Genomic DNA, 20,458 nt, shown 5'->3' with positions numbered 1-20,458 from the left:
CATTATTGAATACAGCGCCTAAATATTTTTGTATACTGTTTTTTATTTAAGCCACTTATAAAAAAGTTCTTCTTTTCATGGCACTTTATCCATCAAAAGTGGTCTTTTATAAGTAATCAAACGTTAAGTCTTTGTTGTTTTTATCTTACGATATTTTCAACACAACCATGGATATTTTTATGCAAGAGAATAACACTCACAGTAAACTCATTGGTTATCTACTTTGGATATTTGGCTTTACGGGTGCTCACCGCTTTTATTATGGCAAACCAGTAACAGGAACGATTTGGTTTTTAACCTTAGGTCTGTTCGGTATTGGTTGGTTGATTGACTTGTTCTTAATTCCATCAATGAATAGAGAATCGGACTTACGTTTTGCAAGTGGTGATATTGATTATAATATCGCTTGGCTACTGCTTACCTTCCTTGGTGTGTTTGGCGTCCACCGCATGTACATGGGGAAATGGATCACAGGGATACTTTATCTTTGTACCTTTGGGTTCTTCCTGATCGGTATTCTTATCGATTTTTGGACGTTAAACGATCAAGTTTCTTTAGAAAACACCAAGAATAAAGCTGTATAGCGTTTAATATTGGTGATTTTTGTTGTGACAATATATCATTTCCAACCTTCGAAAAATAAAATTGTCACAACATGTTTCTTACATCAAATTCGTGACAACTGTGCTTTTCGATTAGATAACAATAAAAATATTGAACGTTGTTCTATAATTAACGAACGTCAGTTTTGTAATATACGATAAGCAAACACATCAAAGAGTAATACTCATGGCAAGAAGAAATGACCATACTCGTGAAGAGTTGGTAAGCATGACACTGGAGCAGGTAAAAAACTTTCTCAATGAGCATCCTCATCATGAGCTAAGTTTACGTAAAGTCGCCGCTATGATTGGTTATGTACCAAGTACATTAGTCAATGTCTTTGGTAACTATAATTTACTGTTGCTACACGCAGTAGCCCAAACACTTGATGAATTATCTCAAGAAGCACAAGCCTGCTTAACAGGAGCAACTAATCCAGAGCAGGCTCTTCGTAGTCTCGCATATTGCTACCTCGACTTTGCAATTGCTCATCCATACCGCTGGCAATTAATCTTCCAACACACCATGAATGGCGAAGATTTACCTGAATGGCAATCAGATCGAATCAATAACATGACTGGCATGTTGGAATCATTGATTGGTCAAGTTAGCAGCAACATATCTGAAGATGAAGTACTGGAAACAAGCCGCGTTATTTGGGCTGGTGTGCACGGTATTACATTGCTTACTGTGGATGATAAGCTCTTTACCTCAACCCCTGTTGATGGCAAAGCACTTATTGATAACCTTTTAGATACTTATCTAAATAAGTGGAAACAGTAATAGAGATAGCGTAAATGACCACAAAGCCCCAATCGAGTCTTCTAACCAAACGGCGTTTTTTACCGTATTTTTTAACGCAGGCACTTGGGGCATTTAATGATAATGTTTACAAAAATATATTATTAATCCTGATCGCTTACGCTTCTGTTGATAGCCTGCCACTAAGTGCTAATTTACTGATTAACATTGCCGCTGGGCTATTTATTTTACCTTTCTTTTTATTTTCAGCTTCTGCTGGTGTTATTGCTGATCAATATGATAAAGCATTGATCATGCGCCGCGTAAAACTAGCAGAAATTGTGATAATGAGCCTTGCAGCAATAGCCTTCTTCTATCAAAGTTATTCTGCTCTGCTGGTGTTACTCTTTTTAATGGGGACGCAATCGGCTTTCTTTGGCCCTGCAAAATATGCCTTACTTCCCCAACACTTAAAATCAGAAGAGTTGATATCAGGCAATGCTTTAGTTGAAACGGGCACCTTTTTAGCTATTTTGCTTGGTACATTACTCGCCGGTTTTATCGCCGACAGCCATAACGCGCACTATATTGCAGCAGCATCTGTGATTTTTTTTGCGATATTAGGCTACCTCACATCCCTTGCTATTCCCAGCGCACCACCTACGGTAAAGAAAGCAACGTTCAAGTGGCAACCGATTAAACAAACCCGTTCAACCATGGCGATTGCACGCCAAGACAAAACAATTTTCCAATGTATTTTAGGGATTAGTTGGTTTTGGTTTTTAGGGGCTTGCTATCTCACACAGTTTCCTAATTATGCAAAAATCAGCCTTGGTGGTAATGCCGCCTCTGTCTCTTTCTTACTGATGTTATTTTCTATTGGTATTGCTATTGGTTCAATGTGTTGTGATCGCTTATCTCAACACCGTATTGATCCAGGGATAGTACCTATTGGTAGTTTAGGGATCACGTTATTTGGTGCTGGTTTATATTTCCTTACTCCAGTTACTACAGTACAAACTCAGAGTCTAATCGCATTTATAACTACACCAAGTCTATGGCCGATCTTTGCATCATTGCTTTTACTTGGTGTTGCTGGCGGTATTTTTATTGTTCCACTTTATGCCTTAATGCAGCAGCGATCTAAAGAGGATGAACGCGCACAGATTATTGCCGCAAATAATATTTGGAATGCTGTGTTTATGGTCGCCAGTGCTATTTCAGCCATAGTCTTCTTATCTATTTTAAAACTCTCAATTCCAGCGTTCTTCTTAATTTTAGCGGCAGTTAATTCATTAGTTGTTGTCTATATCTACTTCCAAGCTCCTGATTTTTTTTGGCGCTTTGTGGTTTGGATGATCACCCATACGATATATCGCGTTAAAAAGCAGAACGTTAATAATATTCCTGATCAAGGTGGCGTATTACTTGTCTGTAATCATGTCAGCTACATGGATGCACTATTGTTAGCAGGTAGCTGTCCACGCCCTATCCGCTTTTTAATGGATCGTGATATTTATAACCTGCCAATGATCAAAACATTCTGTAAAGCATGTAAAGCAATTCCTGTCGATGCCAATGACCGTTCATCTATTCGTAATGCTTTTTCCAAAGTGTCAGAATATTTGGATAATGGCGATATTGTTTGCGTATTTCCAGAAGGGCAGCTCACCTTTGATGGTGAAATAGCCCCGTTTATGCGTGGAATTGATTTAATCATTAAACGTTCTAATGTCACGGTGATCCCCGTTGCATTGCAGGGGTTATGGGGTAGCTATTTTAGCCGTGAAGGTGGTGTTGCATTATTGAAATGGCCAAAACGTTTCTGGTCACAAGTAACCATTGTCGCTGGTGAATGCATGTCTTCCCAAGAAGCAAATAGCCAATTGTTATATCAACAAGTGACGCAATTACGTGGCAATAGAAAATAACACTCTTATTTGCTTAAGTTTTAACTAACAAATAGATTAAAAAGGCGAAGCTATATATTAGCTTCGCCTTTTTATTATTGCTTAGATAACCAGTTGGCTAACTTCGTCCGAGAAAGTTTTATCCCTTGATAAATATCGCCATCAGGTAAAGCAACATAACGAATTGGGCGCTTAAACGCAGCCACTTTATCATTCATATAAGTCATCAGATGATCGATAAATACCGCATCCATCGGACTGGTTGCTTTCACAATAGCAACAGGACGTTGACCAAAATCATAATCATCAACCGGTAGAACAACAGCTTGCTCTATCTCTGGATACTGTAACAATACCACTTCAATATCTTCTGGTTGAATATTCTCACCACCGGAGATAAACATGTTATCTGCGCGACCATGAATAAATAGCTCATCATCATGCCACTCACCCATGTCTTTGGTTGCAAACCATTCCCCATCATGTCCATGGTTATCTAAAATAGAAAAAATCGTGTGATTACGGTAATAGCCTAAGCACAAGCTTTTACCTCTAACTAAGATCTCGCCATCGCGTAGAAATAATTCTCTATTCGGTAATACGTTGCCAACACCGCTACTATCATTCGCTTGTTTAGCCGATATTGTTGACGCCATTTCCGTCATGCCGTAACCACACCAACAGCGAATACCAACGTTGTGCGCTTTATTAGTGAGCGTAACAGGAATATGTGCACCACCTAATAACACTTGTTTCAGCATCATAGATGATGGTGTTACGGTACTATCAACACTATCGAGTAAACGTTGTAATTGAGTTGGTACTAACGATGCGTGAGTCACCCAATGCAATGCGTGTTGCTGCTGTGCTTTATCAACAATAACTAAACAGGCACCCCGGTATAACCAGCGCCATACAATCGCTAAACCTGAAATATGGAATAACGGTAATGACAATAACCAACTGTCTTCTGCTGTAAATGTCATTTGACTTAGCAAGCCAGAAGCACTGGCTAAATGTGACTCAGCATTATGAACCACCGCCTTGGGTACACCCGATGAACCTGATGTTAATGTCAGTGTCATTGGACGATGTTCCTGCCATGTCACTGGCACCATACGTGCTACAGTTGATAATTGCAGCTCGATATTTTTCCCAGTTAGCGCTGTTATATCATGCTCAGTATCCGACCAAATATAGTCATTATCTAACATCACTAGCTGTTGCTGTAATTCAGAAAAAGACAACTTCGGGTTGAGACCAACATAGCGTGCTCCCACCCGAAAAATAGCAAGCATCAACCATAATACTTGAATCGAATTATCAGCGATTACGGCCACAAGTTGATCACGCTTAACGCCTTGTTCAACTAAACCTTGTGCGTAATCATCAACGTTTGAAGAGACATCGGCCCATGTATATGTTTGCGCACCGTCTTCTTTATTACCTAAAGAGATGGCGATATCTGATGGACGCTCTGCAGCCCATCGCTGCCAAGGCCATGTTAGAAAATCGTGTTTTATTTCTGCCATACTAGGTCTAATTCTGCTAAAGAGATCATAGGAAGTTCACTATCAGGCCAAGGCGTCACCAATTGTGCTTTAAACAATTGCATGGTATCTAAACCTGGGATCACATTGGGTGTTTTCCACTGTGCTAAACGCGCTAACTGATTTAAGCCTAGACTTGATTCTAAACTCGAACTAATTACAGCCGTTAACCCTGCCGCTTGAGCTTGTTCCACCAGCTCAATACAACGCGCTAAGCTACCTGTTAGTGTGGGTTTGATAATAATTGCCGCAACACCTGGTTGTGCTTTTACTTCAAAATGAGGATCACGGACGGTTTCATCCCAAGCAATATTAATACCTGTTTGCTCAGCAAAAAGCAGGCTATCTTGAGGTTTAATACAAGGCTCTTCTAAAAATGCGATCCCTTGACGGTTTTCAGGTTTCACATATTTAGCAAATTGCTGCGCTTTGAGCGGTGTCCATTTACGGTTGGCATCTAAACGTAAATGAATACCTGGAATGGCTTCAATAAACATATTAGCAACAATACCATCACGTACCGCTTCATACATGCCGACTTTAATTTTAGCGACTTTATCGCCATTTGCGGTATTTAAGCGCTCAATCAACTCGTCAGGATCTCCTGAGCATAATGGCGCTACCGCATAGTTAGCAGCAAGAGGTAACTCACCAGCTAGCTCTGCCATTGCACAACTTAAGCCAAAGGCCACAGAGGGATAGGCATCATCTATATCGATCTCTTGCCCTTGAAGCCAAAGTTCGAGTAATTGTTTTATTTGCTCTAAGGCTTGCTCAACTGTTTCATGACTAAACTCGGGCAGTGGTGCGACTTCACCGACACCAACCTTATCCCCTAAACTAAGTTCGACAACAAAACCTTCACGTGTCACTAAACGTTGATCACGTAAGATAACACCAGAATCCATCGGTAACTGATATTGATATAACTTAACGCTGCGCATTCTTGATAACCTTTAATTAATACCAGAGCATGAAACACGCTAAACCTTAGCAGCCTAACGGAATATTAAATCACTTTAATTACAATGGCTCGTTACAACTTTTGAATAAAAGCAGATAAGGCAGATATAAATGCATGTGGTTGTTCTACATGAATATTATGACCAGCATCAGGGATCACTTCTACGCTTAGCTCTGATTGCATAGCGATCTGACGAAATTTTGCATCATATTCACCACAGACATAACGAACGGGTAATTTTAAGTTTTGTAGCGGTGTGAGTAATAATGGTTGTTTAGATAATGACGTTGCTAGCAACATATTCGCGACACCTTTTCCAAGGTTATCACTACGTTTAGCGACTAAGCTTTGTCTTTGGTCATGGTTCAGTGATGAAAAAACAGTTTGTTGATACCAATCATTCAACACTGAAATAAGAGGTTGTTGAGAAAATCGTGCAGCCCATGCTTTATCGTTATTCAGCCGTACTGCACGATCTGCAAGCGGTAACCCAAAGTGACCGCCTTCTAAAAAGACACCTTGCAATCTTAGCTGATTCTTCGTGGCCTTCTCATTTGCTAATTGCGTTGCAAGATACATGGCAAGTCGCGCACCTAATGAATACCCCACCAGCACAAAACGTTGAATACCTCGTTGTTCCAAGGTTTTTAATACCGCCTGATAACTCTGCTTAAAGCCAATATCAGAATCATCTAGTGGCATAGGTACTGACGCACTAAAACCATGCCCTGGCAGATCGATTGTTACACAACAGTATTGGTGCATTAAGGCTGAAGTAATTAATCGCCAATCCCGACCCGAACCTAATAACCCGTGCAGAAAAACTATCACGGGTTGGTTTGCTTGCGGGCGTTTCCCAAACACTTCAGAGTAAAGACGCACGTTTTACCTCAGAAAAGATCTCTTTTAACATCTGCCCAGCCTCTCCCGCTGGCGTTTTAATTTCGATGATCGTTGTTTGGTTAACCTGTTGTGCATCCACTACCGCAGTTTGGGCTTCTGCTAACGTGGTTGGACGCTGGTAGTTCAATTCAAACATGGCTGCAGCATGGCTAAATTCAAAACCATGAGGCATGCGATAAAAGTCATCTTTTTGCTGCTCTGGTACCGGTAACATATCAAAAATACCACCACCATCATTATTCGTGACAATCACAACCATAGGTAATGAGGTTTGCTTTAATAATGCGAGGGAATTGAGATCATATAAAAACGACGTATCACCTAATAACATCACTAATGGCACTTTTCTAGCGCGTTGCACACCGGCTGCCGTTGCTATTAACCCATCAATACCTGATGCACCACGGTTGGTAAATGTCGCTGTTGTGGGTAAATCACCAAACATATCCAGCAATCGAACAATCATGCTATTACCGAGGAATAACTCAGAATCAGGTACTAGCCAGTCTCTCAATAATGCTGCTAATGACGTTTCAGATAAATCGTCACAATGCCGCTTAGCTATTTCACGATAGCGCTTAGACGCATCCACTAAAGGTAATGCCCATCCACTATGTGCTGATGTTTTTTCATCAAATAGCGCCGTACAGATCCACGCGCTCACATTCGCTTGGATACGAGAGCCAGAATGATTATGAGGATCTAAACGTCCTTGTTGTGGGTCGATTAACCAATAATCATCCCACCGCTGCTCGCCAATAAACTGTAATAAACGTTTAGACACAATCCGTGCACTAAATTGCAGTAATACTTGTGCTTGAGACAATACTTCAGCACAGGCTGAATTTTGTAACCAACCATCAAAACCCGCATATTCGCTGGAGCCTCCAGCTTGAGGGTCTACCAATAACGGCCAGCCTAATCGAGTTGCTAACGCTTTCACATCAGCAAGTTCATTAGGTGCTAATTTACCTGCAACAATTAAACCTTTTTTGTCGCACAAACGCTGCCATTGCACTGAATCAATCACAATATCAGAGCTGATCGCTTGTTGATGTTGGCAATACGGTAATACTGTTGTTTGCCACAGCTTAACCGGTGCTAAATAGCTTGAAAAATCTACCGCCTCGCCATATAGCGGCTCAGGGTAATGGCAATTTAAATGAATGGCACCGCCACGTAACTGTTGTTGATGCATCAACTCATCAATCGCGCCTAATAACCAATTAGGAGAGATATCAAGTGTAGGGGCTGGTAGATCAATAAATTCTGTTACGTGCTGTGAAAAAATACCGTATTGACGAATAGCTTGGTTAGCCCCACATTGCAGTAGTTCAACAGGACGATCTGAGGTTAACAGCACTAACTTTTCTTTTGTTAACCCAGCTTCAGCAACTGCGGGTAATAAATTAGCAACCGCAGTGCCTGATGTCACAATCACCGCAACGGGCGTTTGTGATGCCTTTGCTAAACCTAATGCGAGAAAGCCTAAACCACGTTCATCAAAGTGAGTATGAATCGTCAATTTTTGCTGTTTTGCTGCTGCTAACGTTAATGGTGTTGAACGAGATCCAGGAGCAATACAAACATGCTGAACACCTTGTCGAACTAACTCTTCAAGTATTAGCTCAGCCCAACAACTATTTAATGCAGCTCGATAAGCGAGACTACTCGGTAAAGTTAATTGCATGAGGCGCTTTTATACTCCATTTCAGCAGCTAACGGGTTATTCGTTTCTTGTTCAAATAGACTGCAGAGTGTTGATGTTTTCCGATCAAGCTCTTTCCATTCACTTTCAGCAACGGAGCCTGGAACAATGCCAGCACCTGCAAATAAATGGACTTCACCTTCAATAATTAACGCACTTCGAATCGCAACACAAAACTCACTATGGTGTTGGCTAATATAACCCACTGCACCACTATACCAACCGCGAGAAAAAGGTTCGTTTTCAGCGATAAAATGAAGAGCAGGATCACGAGGTAATCCAGCAATCGCAGCCGTTGGTTGTAAGTTATCTAATAAATCAGCACTAAAGACGCCACTATTTAATTCAGCATCAATGCTTCGCTTTAAGTGTTGGACTTTACGTAGTTGAACTAATTCTGGGGTTTGGGATACATTCATCGATTGGCTACATGGCACTAATCGATTAACAATATCATCAACCACTAAACGATTTTCGTAGCGATTTTTATTATCTGACAATAACCATTGTGCTAATTGTTGATCTTCAACATCATCTTTACCACGGCCAATTGTACCCGCTAACGCTTCTGTTTGAATCGCATGTTCATGACGTTGAAATAATCGTTCTGGCGTTGAGCCCATAAAACCATGCTTTTCATCCAGCGCCATTAAAAAGTGAAAACTATTGCTGTTATTAGCGCAACTCGCTTTCAATAGTTGAGCGGGTGATACGGGTTTATCAAGCTGTAACTTTGTTCGTCGAGCAAGCACCACTTTTTCAAATTCTTTATTTTCAATCGCATCTAATGCCCGTGTTAGCATGCTTGACCAACCAGAAAAATCCGGCATGTAACTACGATTTAAAATTTTACTTTGAATACCACTGATCATTGATGTATCAAACATCAACTGTTGTAATGCTGCCACAATACGTGCGCGATCTTCACCGACGTTAACAGCAATATGCCATTCATTATCTAGACGACTTAATTCAAGCAACGGTAAAAAGAAAAAAGAGGATAAACAACGTTTATTTCGCTCTGTTCTTCCATCAAAAGAGCGCCCACCCCAAATTCGCTGCTCATTAGAAATCACTTTCTCAGCGGCTTTAGGATCAGTAAATGTTTTTATTTGGCCTAGCGCGACAACCTCTTCTCGGCAATTACGTGATTGCCAATAAAATTTAGGATACAAGGCTTGTGTATCCATCCAATCAATCAGGTCGATATGTTTTGGTAAATCTAATTTAACCAATATACGCTGGGTTGTTACAGATGCTTGCTCTAATTTAGCAATTAATAGTTCAACGGCTTGTTGTAACGCAGTCAAGATAACCTCGCTCAGCTCTATTACACCAATACGGCTCATCCCTGGCTGAAAGATACATATGTCACTCTCTTCGACATATTTTCTTTACTAAGAATAGTCACTTATTTATTAAAATAGAGATAATAACCACTGATTATCTGAGTAAAGAAGAATGATGTATCATTCTACCTCACTAAAAAGCATCTGACTAATGAAGTAACACAATTGTATTACTTACCGAACTAGCAGAAACGTCTATTCAACTTTACTTATCCTAGTTAAACACGCCACTTTCATTCTGCCCAAATAAAACAAAACACTCTTTTACATAATTATCATCTAAAAGGTGTTCCTATCTCCCTCTTTTATAGTGTAATTTGTGGTTATACCTAATAATCATCAGGAAAGCCTCATATGCAAAAATTCGGGATGTCATCCAAGCTTAATAATGTTTGCTATGACATACGTGGTCCCGTTCTGAAACACGCTAAGCGTATGGAAGAAGAAGGGCAAAAAATACTCAAACTAAACATCGGTAATCCAGCACCGTTTGGTTTTGATGCCCCTGATGAAATTCTCGTGGATGTGATCCGTAATCTACCAACATCCCAAGGTTACTGTGATTCAAAAGGCATTTATTCTGCGCGTAAAGCCGTTGTTCAACACTACCAAAAGCGCGGCTTACTTGATCTTGATGTCGAAGATGTTTACATAGGTAACGGTGTCTCTGAATTAATCGTTATGGCAATGCAAGCACTGCTAAACCATAAAGATGAAATATTGGTCCCATCACCTGATTACCCATTATGGACAGCGGCAGTCTCACTCTCTGGTGGTACACCGGTTCACTACACATGTGATGAACAATCGGATTGGTATCCAGATCTTGATGATATAAAGAAAAAAATCACGCCAAATACTCGCGGTATTGTATTAATCAATCCGAATAACCCGACGGGCGCGGTATATAGCCGAGATTTTCTGATCGAAGTGGTTGAAATTGCACGTCAACACGATTTGATTATTTTCGCTGATGAGATCTATGACAAAATTCTTTACGATGGTGCACAACATACCTCTATTGCTCCATTAGCAGAAGATGTGGTGTGCGTAACATTCAATGGCCTTTCAAAATCATACCGAGTATGTGGTTTCCGTGCAGGTTGGATGGTCATTTCAGGACCAAGACACCGTGCTAAAGGTTACATCGAAGGGTTAGAAATGCTGTCATCAATGCGTTTGTGTGCCAACGTACCTATGCAGCATGCCATTCAAACCGCATTAGGTGGTTACCAAAGCATTAATGAATTAATCTTGCCGGGTGGACGCCTACTCGAACAGCGCAATAAAGCTTATGATCTATTAACTCAAATCCCTGGAGTTTCTTGTGTTAAGCCAAAAGGCGCGTTGTATTTATTCCCGAAATTAGATCAGAAGAAATTTAATATTCAAGACGATCAAAAAATGGCAATGGACTTTTTACTGCAAGAGAAAGTGCTTGTTGTACATGGAACCGGATTTAACTGGAAACAACCAGATCACTTCCGCATTGTAACCTTACCCCATGTCGATGATCTTGAACTAGCAATGGGACGCTTAGAGCGCTTCTTACATAGCTATCGTCAATAGCCTTTGCAAACAATTCTTAAGCCTCGGTAAACCGGGGCTTTTTATTAACTAAAAACTGTCAATATTTCCCTAACTTCTGTTACCTTTAGTGCATAACATCTATAGATGCTGCTCATCAGCACATTTAGTTTAAGAGAATTGATCATCATGGAAAAAAGTCATTTCTTCGCTCACCTTGCTCGTATGCGTTTAATTCAACGCTGGCCATTAATGCGAAGTGTCGAAACTGAAAATATCTCCGAGCACAGCCTTCAAGTTGCTTTTGTCGCTCATGCACTTGCGTTAATTAAAAATCGTAAATTTGGTGGGAATCTAAACCCTGAACGTATCGCGCTGCAAGGTATGTTTCACGATGTCAGTGAAGTACTCACAGGTGATATGCCAACCCCAATAAAATACTACAACCCTGCGATTGCTGAAGAATATAAGAAAATCGAATTAGCAGCCGAACAACGACTTATTTCTATGCTTCCTGAAGAATTTCAGGATGATTATGCATCTCTGCTTGATAGCCATAAAATTGATGCTGAAAATGCAGCTATTGTTAAACAAGCCGATACATTATGCGCTTATATAAAATGCCTTGAAGAACTCAGTGCAGGGAACCATGAATTTACTCGAGCGAAGAAAAGATTGGAAGAAACCCTTGAGCAACGCAAAACACCTGAGATGACCTATTTTCTTGAGACATTCGCTGATAGCTTTAATCTTACTTTGGACGATATTAGTTAATGACAGAATTTACTATCTCACCAGCATGGGAAGAACGCTTTTATAACGAACAAAAAATGCGTCGAGATGATCACCGTTCAGCTTTTCAGCGCGATCGAGCCCGAATTCTTCATTCTGCCGCCTTTCGTCGTTTACAAGCAAAAACTCAAGTCCATGGTGCTGGTAATCACGACTTCTATCGGACTCGACTCACCCACTCGCTAGAAGCATCACAAATCGGTACAGGGATCGTTGCACAACTCAAATTAAAACAACCTGAGTTTAAATCATTACTCCCTTCAACCAGTTTAATGGAAAGTTTGTGCTTAGCACATGATATCGGTCACCCACCCTTTGGCCATGGCGGTGAAGTCGCCTTAAATTACATGATGCGAAATCATGGCGGCTTTGAAGGAAACGCACAAACTTTTCGAATCGTAACCTTACTGGAACCTTATACCGAAGGGTATGGTATGAACCTAGCAAGACGTACCTTGCTTGGTTTACTAAAATACCCAGCCCTACTCAGTGAAACTACCGCTCCAGAGCGTGCACCAGATGTCGTGAACTTTCGTCACCTTAAAGCAAAAGACTGGTATCCAGCGAAAGGCTTATATGTGGATGATAAAGAAGTCTTTGATTGGGTATTAAGCCCGTTATCAGACAAAGATAAAGCCCTCTTTGCGCAAATGCGTTGTGAGCGTTTATCGCCACGAGAACCCTGTAAGACACGTTTTAAATCATTAGATTGTTCAATCATGGAATTAGCGGATGACATTGCATACGGTGTCCATGATTTAGAGGATGCCATCGTGATGGGGATTGTGACACGCGATGATTGGCAAGAAGCGGTTGCCTCAAAAATAGCAGAATGTGGAGACCCGTGGCTTGAGGAACGTATTGGTGATATAAGCGAGTTGATGTTTGCTAGCCATCATCAGCGTAAAGATGCCATTGGAGCGCTGGTCAATGGTTTACTTACTTCTATCACCATTAGCCCTACGATTCAAAACGGTACTGATTTTTTTGATGAGCCATTATTACAATGGAATGCCTTTTTATCCGAGCCTATGGAGCGCGCTTTAGAAGTGCTTAAACAGTTCGTAAGTATCTATGTGGTAAAAAAACCAGAGATACAACTGTCGGAATATAAAGGACAACAATTGATCATGGAACTCTTTGAAGCATTTGCTTCTGATCCCGAAAGATTGTTACCAGATAATACTCGCATGCGTTGGTTAGAAGCTAAAGAGCTGAGAGATAACGAGCTTAGGATCATTGCCGATTACATTTCAGGCATGACGGATGGATTCTCTCAACGTCTTTATAGCACATTATTCTTACCTACCTCTGAAACAGGTATAAGCAATAATGGTTATGGCTTTTAATCATTAACCAGTGAATATAAAGGGAGCCCATGCTCCCTTTTGTGTACAAACTAGCCTTTATAGTTTTTATCAAATACGCCGGGCGGCATTTGTTGAATTTGAAAATTAATCATATTTTCGAATGTATCGAGCAATGGCTGAAGATTTAAAGATGTTGGCTCTAACACTGATAATGCTAAATATCCCGCCTCAACCGTTGATACTCCCTGCTCTTTTGGCGATTTTCTAATACGATAGTTTCCAGTCTCTACATTATCTAAATGGACTAACGGTAGCTGATGTAAATTGGTCGATAATTGCCACATTTTGTAGGCTTTCTTCCAAGTCCCATCAAGTAAGATAATCACATTTTTTCGAGACGACTGAGCATGTTCGACGATATCAGACAGTGCTGTCGCACGCTCTCCTGGGTAAACTACATAAATATCACGATCAGACTCAGCTAAAGCTGTATTTAATTCCTCATGCTGCGAAAAATCTTCACCTACCCAAAGTCGGCTATTGGGTAAAGAAAGTGATAGTATTCTTGCAGTGCCAATTGCTCGTTTAACTTCTGATGGATGTTGTAAAATCCATAACTCTGTTTGAGTTGCAATAGGTTTTATCCAGTGGCAAATGCAGGCTTTGTTTGCTTTACCACAGTTATCACAGTACCGACTCATTGAGGTTGCCTTGTCTATTCGAAATTATATTGTTATTGCGATAATCATGATGGTTATAGCTCAATTACCACAATGTCAGCCATTATTAGTTTGGGATCGCCAAGAAATTATTAATGGCGAATTATGGCGGATCCTATCAGGAAATTTCACACATACCAATTGGGTGCATCTTGCAATGAATGCTAGTGCCTTTGCAATCATTAGCTATATTTTCCGTGCCCATTTTAATGCTAAAGCTTATAGCCTATTGATCTTAACTTTATCGTTCACTATAGGTATTGGACTCTTTGCTACCAGTATTACTTGGTATGCGGGTTTTTCTGGTGTACTACATGGCATCTTTGCTTGGGGTTGTATTCGTGATATCCAATCAAAAACTCGGGGTGGATGGCTCTTACTCCTAGCACTTCTCATTAAGATCTGTTGGGAACAATACTTTGGTGGCTCTGTGAGCTCTGAAGAATTGATTGGAGTACGTGTAGCAACTGAAGCCCATTTGATTGGTGCAATCACAGGCATACTTTATGCCTTGCTTATCAAGCAAAAAATCAACTCTCAAGTCGAATATAATCGATTTAAATGACTATCAATATACGGGAGCATGCTCGCTCCCGTTAAAGTTAATAATTACAATTCAATACGTTTTCTATTTTTATCAACAGTCGCCTCACCGATCCCTTTCACTTTTGTTAAATCGTCGACACTCGCAAATTTACCATTCACTTTTCGATAATTAATAATCGCTTGTGCTTTCTCAGCTCCAATGCCAATTAGTAATGTATCCAATTGCTCAACATTAGCAGTATTAATATTAATTTTTATATCAATACCTTCATGCATGTTGTCAGCAGCGTGACTTAAAGGGACGAGTGCTAATCCACCCGCTAGCGTAATGGCTTTAAACAAGCGATATGAGTACATCTTTGTATCCTTTATTGGTATGAGTGTTTAAAAAGGATAAAAAGAAAAGAAGGACGATGAGGGGGTTATTTAAAAATAAAAGATAAAAAAACGACGGGCCGCACAATGGCGGCCCGTTAATAGAAATGTAAATTTCAATTAGTTTGCTGGCTTGTCCAACATTGGGTAAGTCACTTTCGCTGACTCACGTAATGTCTGAAGCGTTGCTGATAGATCTTGTTGAGCAAACATATTCTCAACTTGAGTTGCAAACTGAGTATCGACATCATCTTTCGATGGCGCAACATTCACAACTTTATCTAATGCAATGATTTCAACATTACCTTTGTTGTCACGTGTCATACCATAAGACACTTTACCGTCTTTTGGTTTAGGTAGTGTAAACGCAACACGTGCCACATTAGCATCAGGACCTGAACGAGTTATAGTTTGATCGCCAGAGAAGCTTAAGCCATCTTTTGCTACAACATCTGACTTACCGTCACGTAGTGCCGCAATGATTGAATCAGCCTTCTCAGTTGCTTGCTTCTCACCTTTTTGTTGAGCGAGTAGTGTTTTCACTTTTGCTTCAACATCGGTAAATGGCAGCACTGATTCAGGGCGTGCATCATCAACACGAACAACAACAACATGCTCTGGTGCAATCTCAATCACATCAGAATTCATACCGTCGTCATGAACCTCAGGGCTTTGTAATGCTTCTTGTACTTTCTTATCACTTAACACACCTTTCTCATCTTGTAATGAGATAAAGCCTGTCTTGATGATCTTCGCCTTTACAGCTTCTGCTGCATCATCTAAAGAGTCTGGTGATTCAAATGCCGTTTCAGCTAGCTTACTTTGTAGCTTATAGAATTGCTCTGCTACTTGCTGCTCTTGAAGTTCAGCGACAATACTCGCTTTCACATCAGCAAAAGGTTTCACTTTAGGCTCTTCGATACCATCAAGTAAAATAATGTGGTAACCAAAAGAAGACTTCACAAGACCAGACATATCACCTGGTTTTGCTAATGAAAACGCTGCTTCTTCAAACGCAGGATCCATCACACCTTTACCGAACCAATCAAGCTTACCACCATCTTTTGCACTGAAAGTATCATCGGATGATTTCTTCGCAACATCAGCAAAGTTAGCACCAGCTTTCAACTCAGCCAGTAATGCTTCCGCTTTTGCTTTAGAAGCATCGCTATCGCCTTTTACTAAGATATGGCTAACTTGAATCTTCTCAGCAGTGCTGTATTTACTCTTATGTTCGTTGTAATACGCTTCAGCTTCTTGGTCAGTGATCTTAATCGTGTTAACAAGATCTTTACCTGATAATTCAATGTAAGACACTTTTACTTGAGCTGGGCGCGTAAACTGCGTTTTATTCTCATCATAATAAGCTTTGGCTTCTTCATCCGTTACCGTTACTTTATCGGTAAAGTCTGCAAGATTCAGCTTCAAAGTACGAACAACACGCTCTTGTGATTCAAGCTTACGAAGTTCATTCAATTCATTATTAAGTGCGAAGTCACTGCCTTCTAATGCGCTTAAGAATTGTTGACGTAGCATGTCTTTACGGATTGACTCTGCAAACTGCTCAGGAGAAATTCCAGCACGACGTAACGTTAAATTATATTGTTCATTATTAAACACACCGTCAACTTGGAAAGCAGGCATTGCTACAATCGCTTGCTTCACTTGAGCATCGCTCACGCCAAGGCCAAGCTCTGTTGCGCGTTGCTCAATCAACTCATCATTAACCATACGCTCAAGCACGCTATTGCGGAACTGCTGTACATAAGCAGGATCACCCATCAGTGTTGAGAAGTAATCACCTAAACGTTGCTGCATTTGGTTACGTTGATTTTGATAAGCCTGCTCGAATGCACGCTGACTAATTTCTTTATCATTAACTTTTGCTGCAACTTGCTCATTACCGCCCGCCAGATAACTGCCGACACCAGCAAATACAAAAGAAAAAATAATTAAGCTAAGAATAATCTTAACCCAGATGCTGTTAGCGCCTTCGCGCAATCGCTCCATCATAATTTGCCGTCTCTCCTACTTGTTCGATCTGGCACGGTTTCGAACTACAAATGTGTGCACAAAATATCGGTATCAACGTGATAGCCGAACCTTCAATATTATTAAGCCGTTACTGACTAAAACGTAAATAACCTGCTGTATTAGCTTTTAAACTAAAGATAGCACTAACACAATAAGCTACAAAGCGCATAGTATGATAACTTGATACCGATTTGACTAATGAAATGTTCTTTGCATTGGTTAAGAAGCAGAAGAATAAATCCCTAGTCAAATAGACATCATTATAAAGTAAAAAAAGCGCATCAACCGATGCGCCTTTGTTGTACTGGATCAGTATACCCTTTCCAGTAGCAATATTTAAGCCATGATAACATGACAAAACAGTCAGAAAAAACCAACTATTTCTTAGTTAACAGAGTCTTTTAGCGCTTTACCCGGCTTAAAACCAGGTACTTTTGCAGCTGCAATTTGAATTTCTGCACCTGTCTGCGGATTACGGCCAGTACGAGCTGCACGTTCACGTACAGAGAAAGTACCAAAACCAACCAACGCAACTTGCTCACCGTCTTTCAATGTGTCTGATACCGCTTCAATGAATGCGTCTAAAGCACGACCAGCTGATGCTTTTGAAATATCTGCGCTTTCTGCGATTTTATCTACTAGTTGAGTTTTGTTCACGATTAAATCCCCTTAATGAACTTGCCTACCCGTAACTCGTCACTGAGACGCTGTGAATAGTAGACAATAAATTGTTTCTAGACCTGATTGTATTGATAGAAACTTACAGGTCTTAATAATACATCGCTTAGCGCGGATTAGAAGTTAACTTATAGCCAGACAAAAAAACGCTGACAAGGACTTTTGTCTTTGAAAGCGTTTTTTATTTAGTTAATTTTGCTACAGGTCACTATTTTGAGCATTTACCAGCTCAATACCCGTCGGATTATTCTGAAGTGCAACAGTTAACACTTCATCAATCCAACGTACAGGACGCACTTCCAAATCGGCAATAACATTCTCTGGGATTTCTTCCAAATCACGTTCGTTCTCTTTTGGAATCAGTACTGTTTTAATACCACCACGATGTGCTGCTAATAGTTTTTCTTTCAAACCACCGATAGGTAAAACTTCACCACGAAGTGTAATTTCACCCGTCATTGCAACATCAGCACGAACTGGATTACCGGTCAAGCTAGAAACAAGTGCTGTACACATTGCAATACCGGCACTCGGGCCGTCTTTCGGTGTGGCACCTTCAGGTACGTGAACGTGAATATCACGCTTTTCGTAGAAATCAGCTGCAATACCTAAACGCTCAGCACGAGAACGTACTACCGTCATTGCCGCTTGAATCGATTCCTGCATCACATCACCCAGTGAACCTGTGTAAGTTAACTTACCTTTACCTGGCATAGATTCAGTTTCGATGGTTAATAGATCACCACCTACTTCTGTCCACGCAAGTCCTGTCACTTGACCTATACGATTACTTTCGTCAGCTTTGCCGTAGTCGCAACGCTGAACGCCTAAGTAATCTTTTAAATTATCTTGACTGATTTCAACGTGTTTAATGTCTTTATTAAGTAAAATTTCTTTCACTGCTTTACGGCAAAGTTTAGATATTTCACGCTCAAGGCTACGAACACCCGCTTCACGCGTGTAGTAACGAATAATGCCAATAATCGCAGAATCATCAACAGTCAACTCACCTACTTTTAAACCGTTACGTTTAATTTGTTTCTCAAGTAAGTGATTCTTAGCAATATTTAACTTTTCATCTTCGGTATAACCCGATAGACGAATAACTTCCATACGGTCAAGCAATGGACCAGGAATATTCATCGAGTTAGATGTAGCAACAAACATTACGTCAGATAAATCGTAGTCAACCTCTAGGTAGTGATCATTAAATGCGCTATTTTGCTCAGGGTCTAACACTTCTAGTAATGCTGACGCTGGATCACCACGCATATCAGATGACATTTTATCAATTTCATCTAATAGGAAAAGTGGGTTTTTCACCTCAACTTTTGCCATTTTCTGGATCAATTTACCCGGCATAGAACCGATATAAGTACGACGATGACCACGAATTTCCGCTTCATCACGTACCCCACCCAATGCCATACGAACATACTTACGGCCCGTTGCCGCTGCAATCGATTGACCTAGAGACGTTTTACCAACACCTGGAGGACCAACCAAACATAGGATTGGACCTTTTAGCTTGTTTACACGACTTTGTACTGCGAGGTACTCAAGAATGCGTTCTTTCACACGCTCAAGACCATAGTGATCGGCATTTAGCACTTCTTCAGCTTTTGCAAGGCTCTTTTTCACTTTAGAGCGCTTGTACCAAGGAACGCTTAACATCCAATCAATGTAACCACGAACAACGGTTGCTTCCGCTGACATTGGTGACATCATTTTTAACTTTTGCAGTTCTTGCTCGGTTTTTTCACGAGCTTCTGCTGGCATTTTAGATTCTTCAATCTTTTTCTTTAGCGCTTCAAACTCATCTGGCGCATCATCAAGCTCACCCAATTCTTTTTGGATAGCCTTCATTTGCTCATTTAAGTAATACTCACGCTGAGATTTTTCCATTTGCTTCTTAACGCGTCCACGGATACGTTTTTCAACTTGAAGCAAATCAATCTCGGATTCCATCATTGCCATTAAGAACTCTAAACGTTCTGTAATATCAACAATTTCTAATACTTTCTGCTTATCTGCCAATTTTAGCGGCATATGCGCTGCAATGGTATCAGCTAGACGTGCAGCTTCATCGATACCGTTAAGTGAAGTTAAAACTTCTGGCGGGATCTTTTTATTAAGCTTGATAAAACCTTCAAATTGGCTGATAGCAGTGCGAACAAGTACTTCTTGTTCACGCTCATCCATTTCTGGCGTAACCAAATATTCAGCATGAGCGGTAAAAAACTCATCATCAGCTAAATCTTCAACTTTGGCACGTTGTTGACCTTCAACCAGTACCTTTACTGTACCGTCTGGTAACTTCAACAGCTGTAAAATAGTGGCAACAGTACCGACATCATAAAGATCAGTGATTGACGGTTCATCTGTCGCTGCTTCTTTTTGGGCAACCAACAGAATCTGTTTATTATTCTCCATTGCCGATTCTAGGCAACGAATAGATTTTTCCCGTCCCACAAACAATGGAATAACCATATGAGGGTACACCACCACATCACGCAGTGGCAGAACCGGGATCTCAAGGCGCTCAGAACGCTCCAGGTTCATATTCATCTCTCTTCCTGTCAATACTAATCGTATTAAGTAACTGATTGAGTCACTTACTTAATACGACTAGAAAGTTAGCTTATATTGAGTATATGGGGGTAAAACATGATTATTCAACGAAAGAAGTAACAGAAAATAAAAAAGGAGGCTTATGCCTCCTTTTTTTAGCCTTTATGTGCACTTATTA

At 40.5% G+C, this 20,458-nt stretch carries 17 protein-coding genes; 7 read left to right on the top strand and 10 right to left on the bottom strand.

Features of this window, described 5'->3' with window-relative positions:
• Positions 1-179 precede the first annotated feature (179 nt).
• From I3259_RS08855 to I3259_RS08845, 3 genes are all read left to right on the top strand, one after another.
• Complete coding sequence (locus I3259_RS08855) at positions 180-584, top strand: TM2 domain-containing protein (RefSeq protein ID WP_238029282.1); 405 nt, start codon at positions 180-182, stop codon at positions 582-584.
• Positions 585-789: 205 nt separating this feature from the next.
• Positions 790-1,386 carry a TetR-like C-terminal domain-containing protein gene (locus I3259_RS08850; protein WP_238029281.1) on the top strand — a complete coding sequence of 199 codons (597 nt, stop codon included), beginning with the start codon at positions 790-792 and terminating at the stop codon, positions 1,384-1,386.
• Positions 1,387-1,400: 14 nt separating this feature from the next.
• Positions 1,401-3,275 (top strand): MFS transporter, encoded by a 1,875-nt coding sequence (locus I3259_RS08845; RefSeq protein ID WP_238029280.1) that lies wholly within the window; start codon positions 1,401-1,403, stop codon positions 3,273-3,275.
• 74 nt (positions 3,276-3,349) lie between these two features.
• On the opposite strand, the gene menE is transcribed toward I3259_RS08845, so the two are convergent.
• The 5 genes from menE to I3259_RS08820 all read right to left on the bottom strand — a co-directional run bounded on the left by menE (position 3,350) and on the right by I3259_RS08820 (position 9,728).
• Positions 3,350-4,786, bottom strand: a complete 1,437-nt coding sequence (gene menE / locus I3259_RS08840; protein ID WP_238029279.1) for an o-succinylbenzoate--CoA ligase — start codon at positions 4,784-4,786, stop codon at positions 3,350-3,352.
• A complete protein-coding gene (gene menC, locus I3259_RS08835; RefSeq protein WP_238029278.1) occupies positions 4,774-5,748 on the bottom strand; it encodes an o-succinylbenzoate synthase in 975 nt (324 codons plus the stop codon). Before menC ends, menE begins: the two co-directional genes overlap by 13 nt.
• A 92-nt stretch (positions 5,749-5,840) precedes the next feature.
• Positions 5,841-6,650, bottom strand: a complete 810-nt coding sequence (menH, locus tag I3259_RS08830) for a 2-succinyl-6-hydroxy-2,4-cyclohexadiene-1-carboxylate synthase (RefSeq protein ID WP_238029277.1) — start codon at positions 6,648-6,650, stop codon at positions 5,841-5,843.
• On the bottom strand, positions 6,634-8,361 hold the full coding sequence (gene menD, locus I3259_RS08825; protein ID WP_238029276.1) for a 2-succinyl-5-enolpyruvyl-6-hydroxy-3-cyclohexene-1-carboxylic-acid synthase: 1,728 nt from the start codon (positions 8,359-8,361) through the stop codon (positions 6,634-6,636). The genes menH and menD overlap by 17 nt, the downstream gene beginning before the upstream one ends.
• Positions 8,352-9,728, bottom strand: a complete 1,377-nt coding sequence (locus tag I3259_RS08820) for an isochorismate synthase (protein WP_238029275.1) — start codon at positions 9,726-9,728, stop codon at positions 8,352-8,354. Before I3259_RS08820 ends, menD begins: the two co-directional genes overlap by 10 nt.
• A gap of 354 nt (positions 9,729-10,082) precedes the next feature.
• Between I3259_RS08820 and I3259_RS08815 the strand changes: the two genes are divergently transcribed.
• The 3 genes from I3259_RS08815 to I3259_RS08805 all read left to right on the top strand — a co-directional run bounded on the left by I3259_RS08815 (position 10,083) and on the right by I3259_RS08805 (position 13,396).
• Entirely contained in the window at positions 10,083-11,297 is a 1,215-nt protein-coding gene (locus I3259_RS08815) for a pyridoxal phosphate-dependent aminotransferase (protein ID WP_105059703.1), read from the top strand.
• 147 nt (positions 11,298-11,444) lie between these two features.
• Complete coding sequence (yfbR, locus tag I3259_RS08810) at positions 11,445-12,029, top strand: 5'-deoxynucleotidase (RefSeq protein WP_105059702.1); 585 nt, start codon at positions 11,445-11,447, stop codon at positions 12,027-12,029.
• Positions 12,029-13,396, top strand: coding sequence for an anti-phage deoxyguanosine triphosphatase (locus I3259_RS08805; RefSeq protein WP_238029274.1), 1,368 nt, complete (start codon positions 12,029-12,031; stop codon positions 13,394-13,396). The genes yfbR and I3259_RS08805 overlap by 1 nt, the downstream gene beginning before the upstream one ends.
• Before the next feature lie 50 nt (positions 13,397-13,446).
• On the opposite strand, the gene I3259_RS08800 is transcribed toward I3259_RS08805, so the two are convergent.
• The gene (locus I3259_RS08800; RefSeq protein ID WP_238029273.1) at positions 13,447-14,058 is read right to left on the bottom strand and encodes a tRNA-uridine aminocarboxypropyltransferase; all 612 of its coding nucleotides are present in this window, start codon (positions 14,056-14,058) and stop codon (positions 13,447-13,449) included.
• Positions 14,059-14,068: 10 nt separating this feature from the next.
• On the opposite strand from I3259_RS08800, the gene rrtA reads away from it, so the two are divergent.
• The gene (gene rrtA / locus I3259_RS08795) at positions 14,069-14,641 is read left to right on the top strand and encodes a rhombosortase (RefSeq protein ID WP_238029272.1); all 573 of its coding nucleotides are present in this window, start codon (positions 14,069-14,071) and stop codon (positions 14,639-14,641) included.
• 44 nt (positions 14,642-14,685) lie between these two features.
• On the opposite strand, the gene I3259_RS08790 is transcribed toward rrtA, so the two are convergent.
• The 4 genes from I3259_RS08790 to lon all read right to left on the bottom strand — a co-directional run bounded on the left by I3259_RS08790 (position 14,686) and on the right by lon (position 20,271).
• The gene (locus I3259_RS08790; protein WP_105059699.1) at positions 14,686-14,979 is read right to left on the bottom strand and encodes a ComEA family DNA-binding protein; all 294 of its coding nucleotides are present in this window, start codon (positions 14,977-14,979) and stop codon (positions 14,686-14,688) included.
• Positions 14,980-15,117: 138 nt separating this feature from the next.
• Complete coding sequence (gene ppiD / locus I3259_RS08785) at positions 15,118-17,010, bottom strand: peptidylprolyl isomerase (RefSeq protein WP_238029271.1); 1,893 nt, start codon at positions 17,008-17,010, stop codon at positions 15,118-15,120.
• A 405-nt stretch (positions 17,011-17,415) separates the two neighbouring features.
• The gene (locus I3259_RS08780) at positions 17,416-17,688 is read right to left on the bottom strand and encodes an HU family DNA-binding protein (RefSeq protein WP_005369098.1); all 273 of its coding nucleotides are present in this window, start codon (positions 17,686-17,688) and stop codon (positions 17,416-17,418) included.
• 219 nt (positions 17,689-17,907) lie between these two features.
• On the bottom strand, positions 17,908-20,271 hold the full coding sequence (lon, locus tag I3259_RS08775; RefSeq protein ID WP_238029293.1) for an endopeptidase La: 2,364 nt from the start codon (positions 20,269-20,271) through the stop codon (positions 17,908-17,910).
• Positions 20,272-20,458 lie beyond the last annotated feature (187 nt).

Source organism: Photobacterium sp. Ph5 (assembly GCF_022129445.1).
GTDB lineage: Bacteria > Pseudomonadota > Gammaproteobacteria > Enterobacterales > Vibrionaceae > Photobacterium.
This window is presented reverse-complemented; position numbering and strand designations above follow the sequence as displayed.

Coding starts and splice junctions, on each gene's coding strand:
- I3259_RS08815 (WP_105059703.1), top strand. CDS start 10,083: ATGCAAAAATTCGGGATGTCATCCAAGCTTAATAATGTTTGCTATGAC.
- I3259_RS08820 (WP_238029275.1), bottom strand. CDS start 9,728: ATGAGCCGTATTGGTGTAATAGAGCTGAGCGAGGTTATCTTGACTGCG.
- I3259_RS08800 (WP_238029273.1), bottom strand. CDS start 14,058: ATGAGTCGGTACTGTGATAACTGTGGTAAAGCAAACAAAGCCTGCATT.
- I3259_RS08850 (WP_238029281.1), top strand. CDS start 790: ATGGCAAGAAGAAATGACCATACTCGTGAAGAGTTGGTAAGCATGACA.
- I3259_RS08790 (WP_105059699.1), bottom strand. CDS start 14,979: ATGTACTCATATCGCTTGTTTAAAGCCATTACGCTAGCGGGTGGATTA.
- ppiD (WP_238029271.1), bottom strand. CDS start 17,010: ATGATGGAGCGATTGCGCGAAGGCGCTAACAGCATCTGGGTTAAGATT.
- I3259_RS08845 (WP_238029280.1), top strand. CDS start 1,401: ATGACCACAAAGCCCCAATCGAGTCTTCTAACCAAACGGCGTTTTTTA.
- I3259_RS08805 (WP_238029274.1), top strand. CDS start 12,029: ATGACAGAATTTACTATCTCACCAGCATGGGAAGAACGCTTTTATAAC.
- menD (WP_238029276.1), bottom strand. CDS start 8,361: ATGCAATTAACTTTACCGAGTAGTCTCGCTTATCGAGCTGCATTAAAT.
- menC (WP_238029278.1), bottom strand. CDS start 5,748: ATGCGCAGCGTTAAGTTATATCAATATCAGTTACCGATGGATTCTGGT.
- menE (WP_238029279.1), bottom strand. CDS start 4,786: ATGGCAGAAATAAAACACGATTTTCTAACATGGCCTTGGCAGCGATGG.
- yfbR (WP_105059702.1), top strand. CDS start 11,445: ATGGAAAAAAGTCATTTCTTCGCTCACCTTGCTCGTATGCGTTTAATT.
- I3259_RS08855 (WP_238029282.1), top strand. CDS start 180: ATGCAAGAGAATAACACTCACAGTAAACTCATTGGTTATCTACTTTGG.
- lon (WP_238029293.1), bottom strand. CDS start 20,271: ATGAACCTGGAGCGTTCTGAGCGCCTTGAGATCCCGGTTCTGCCACTG.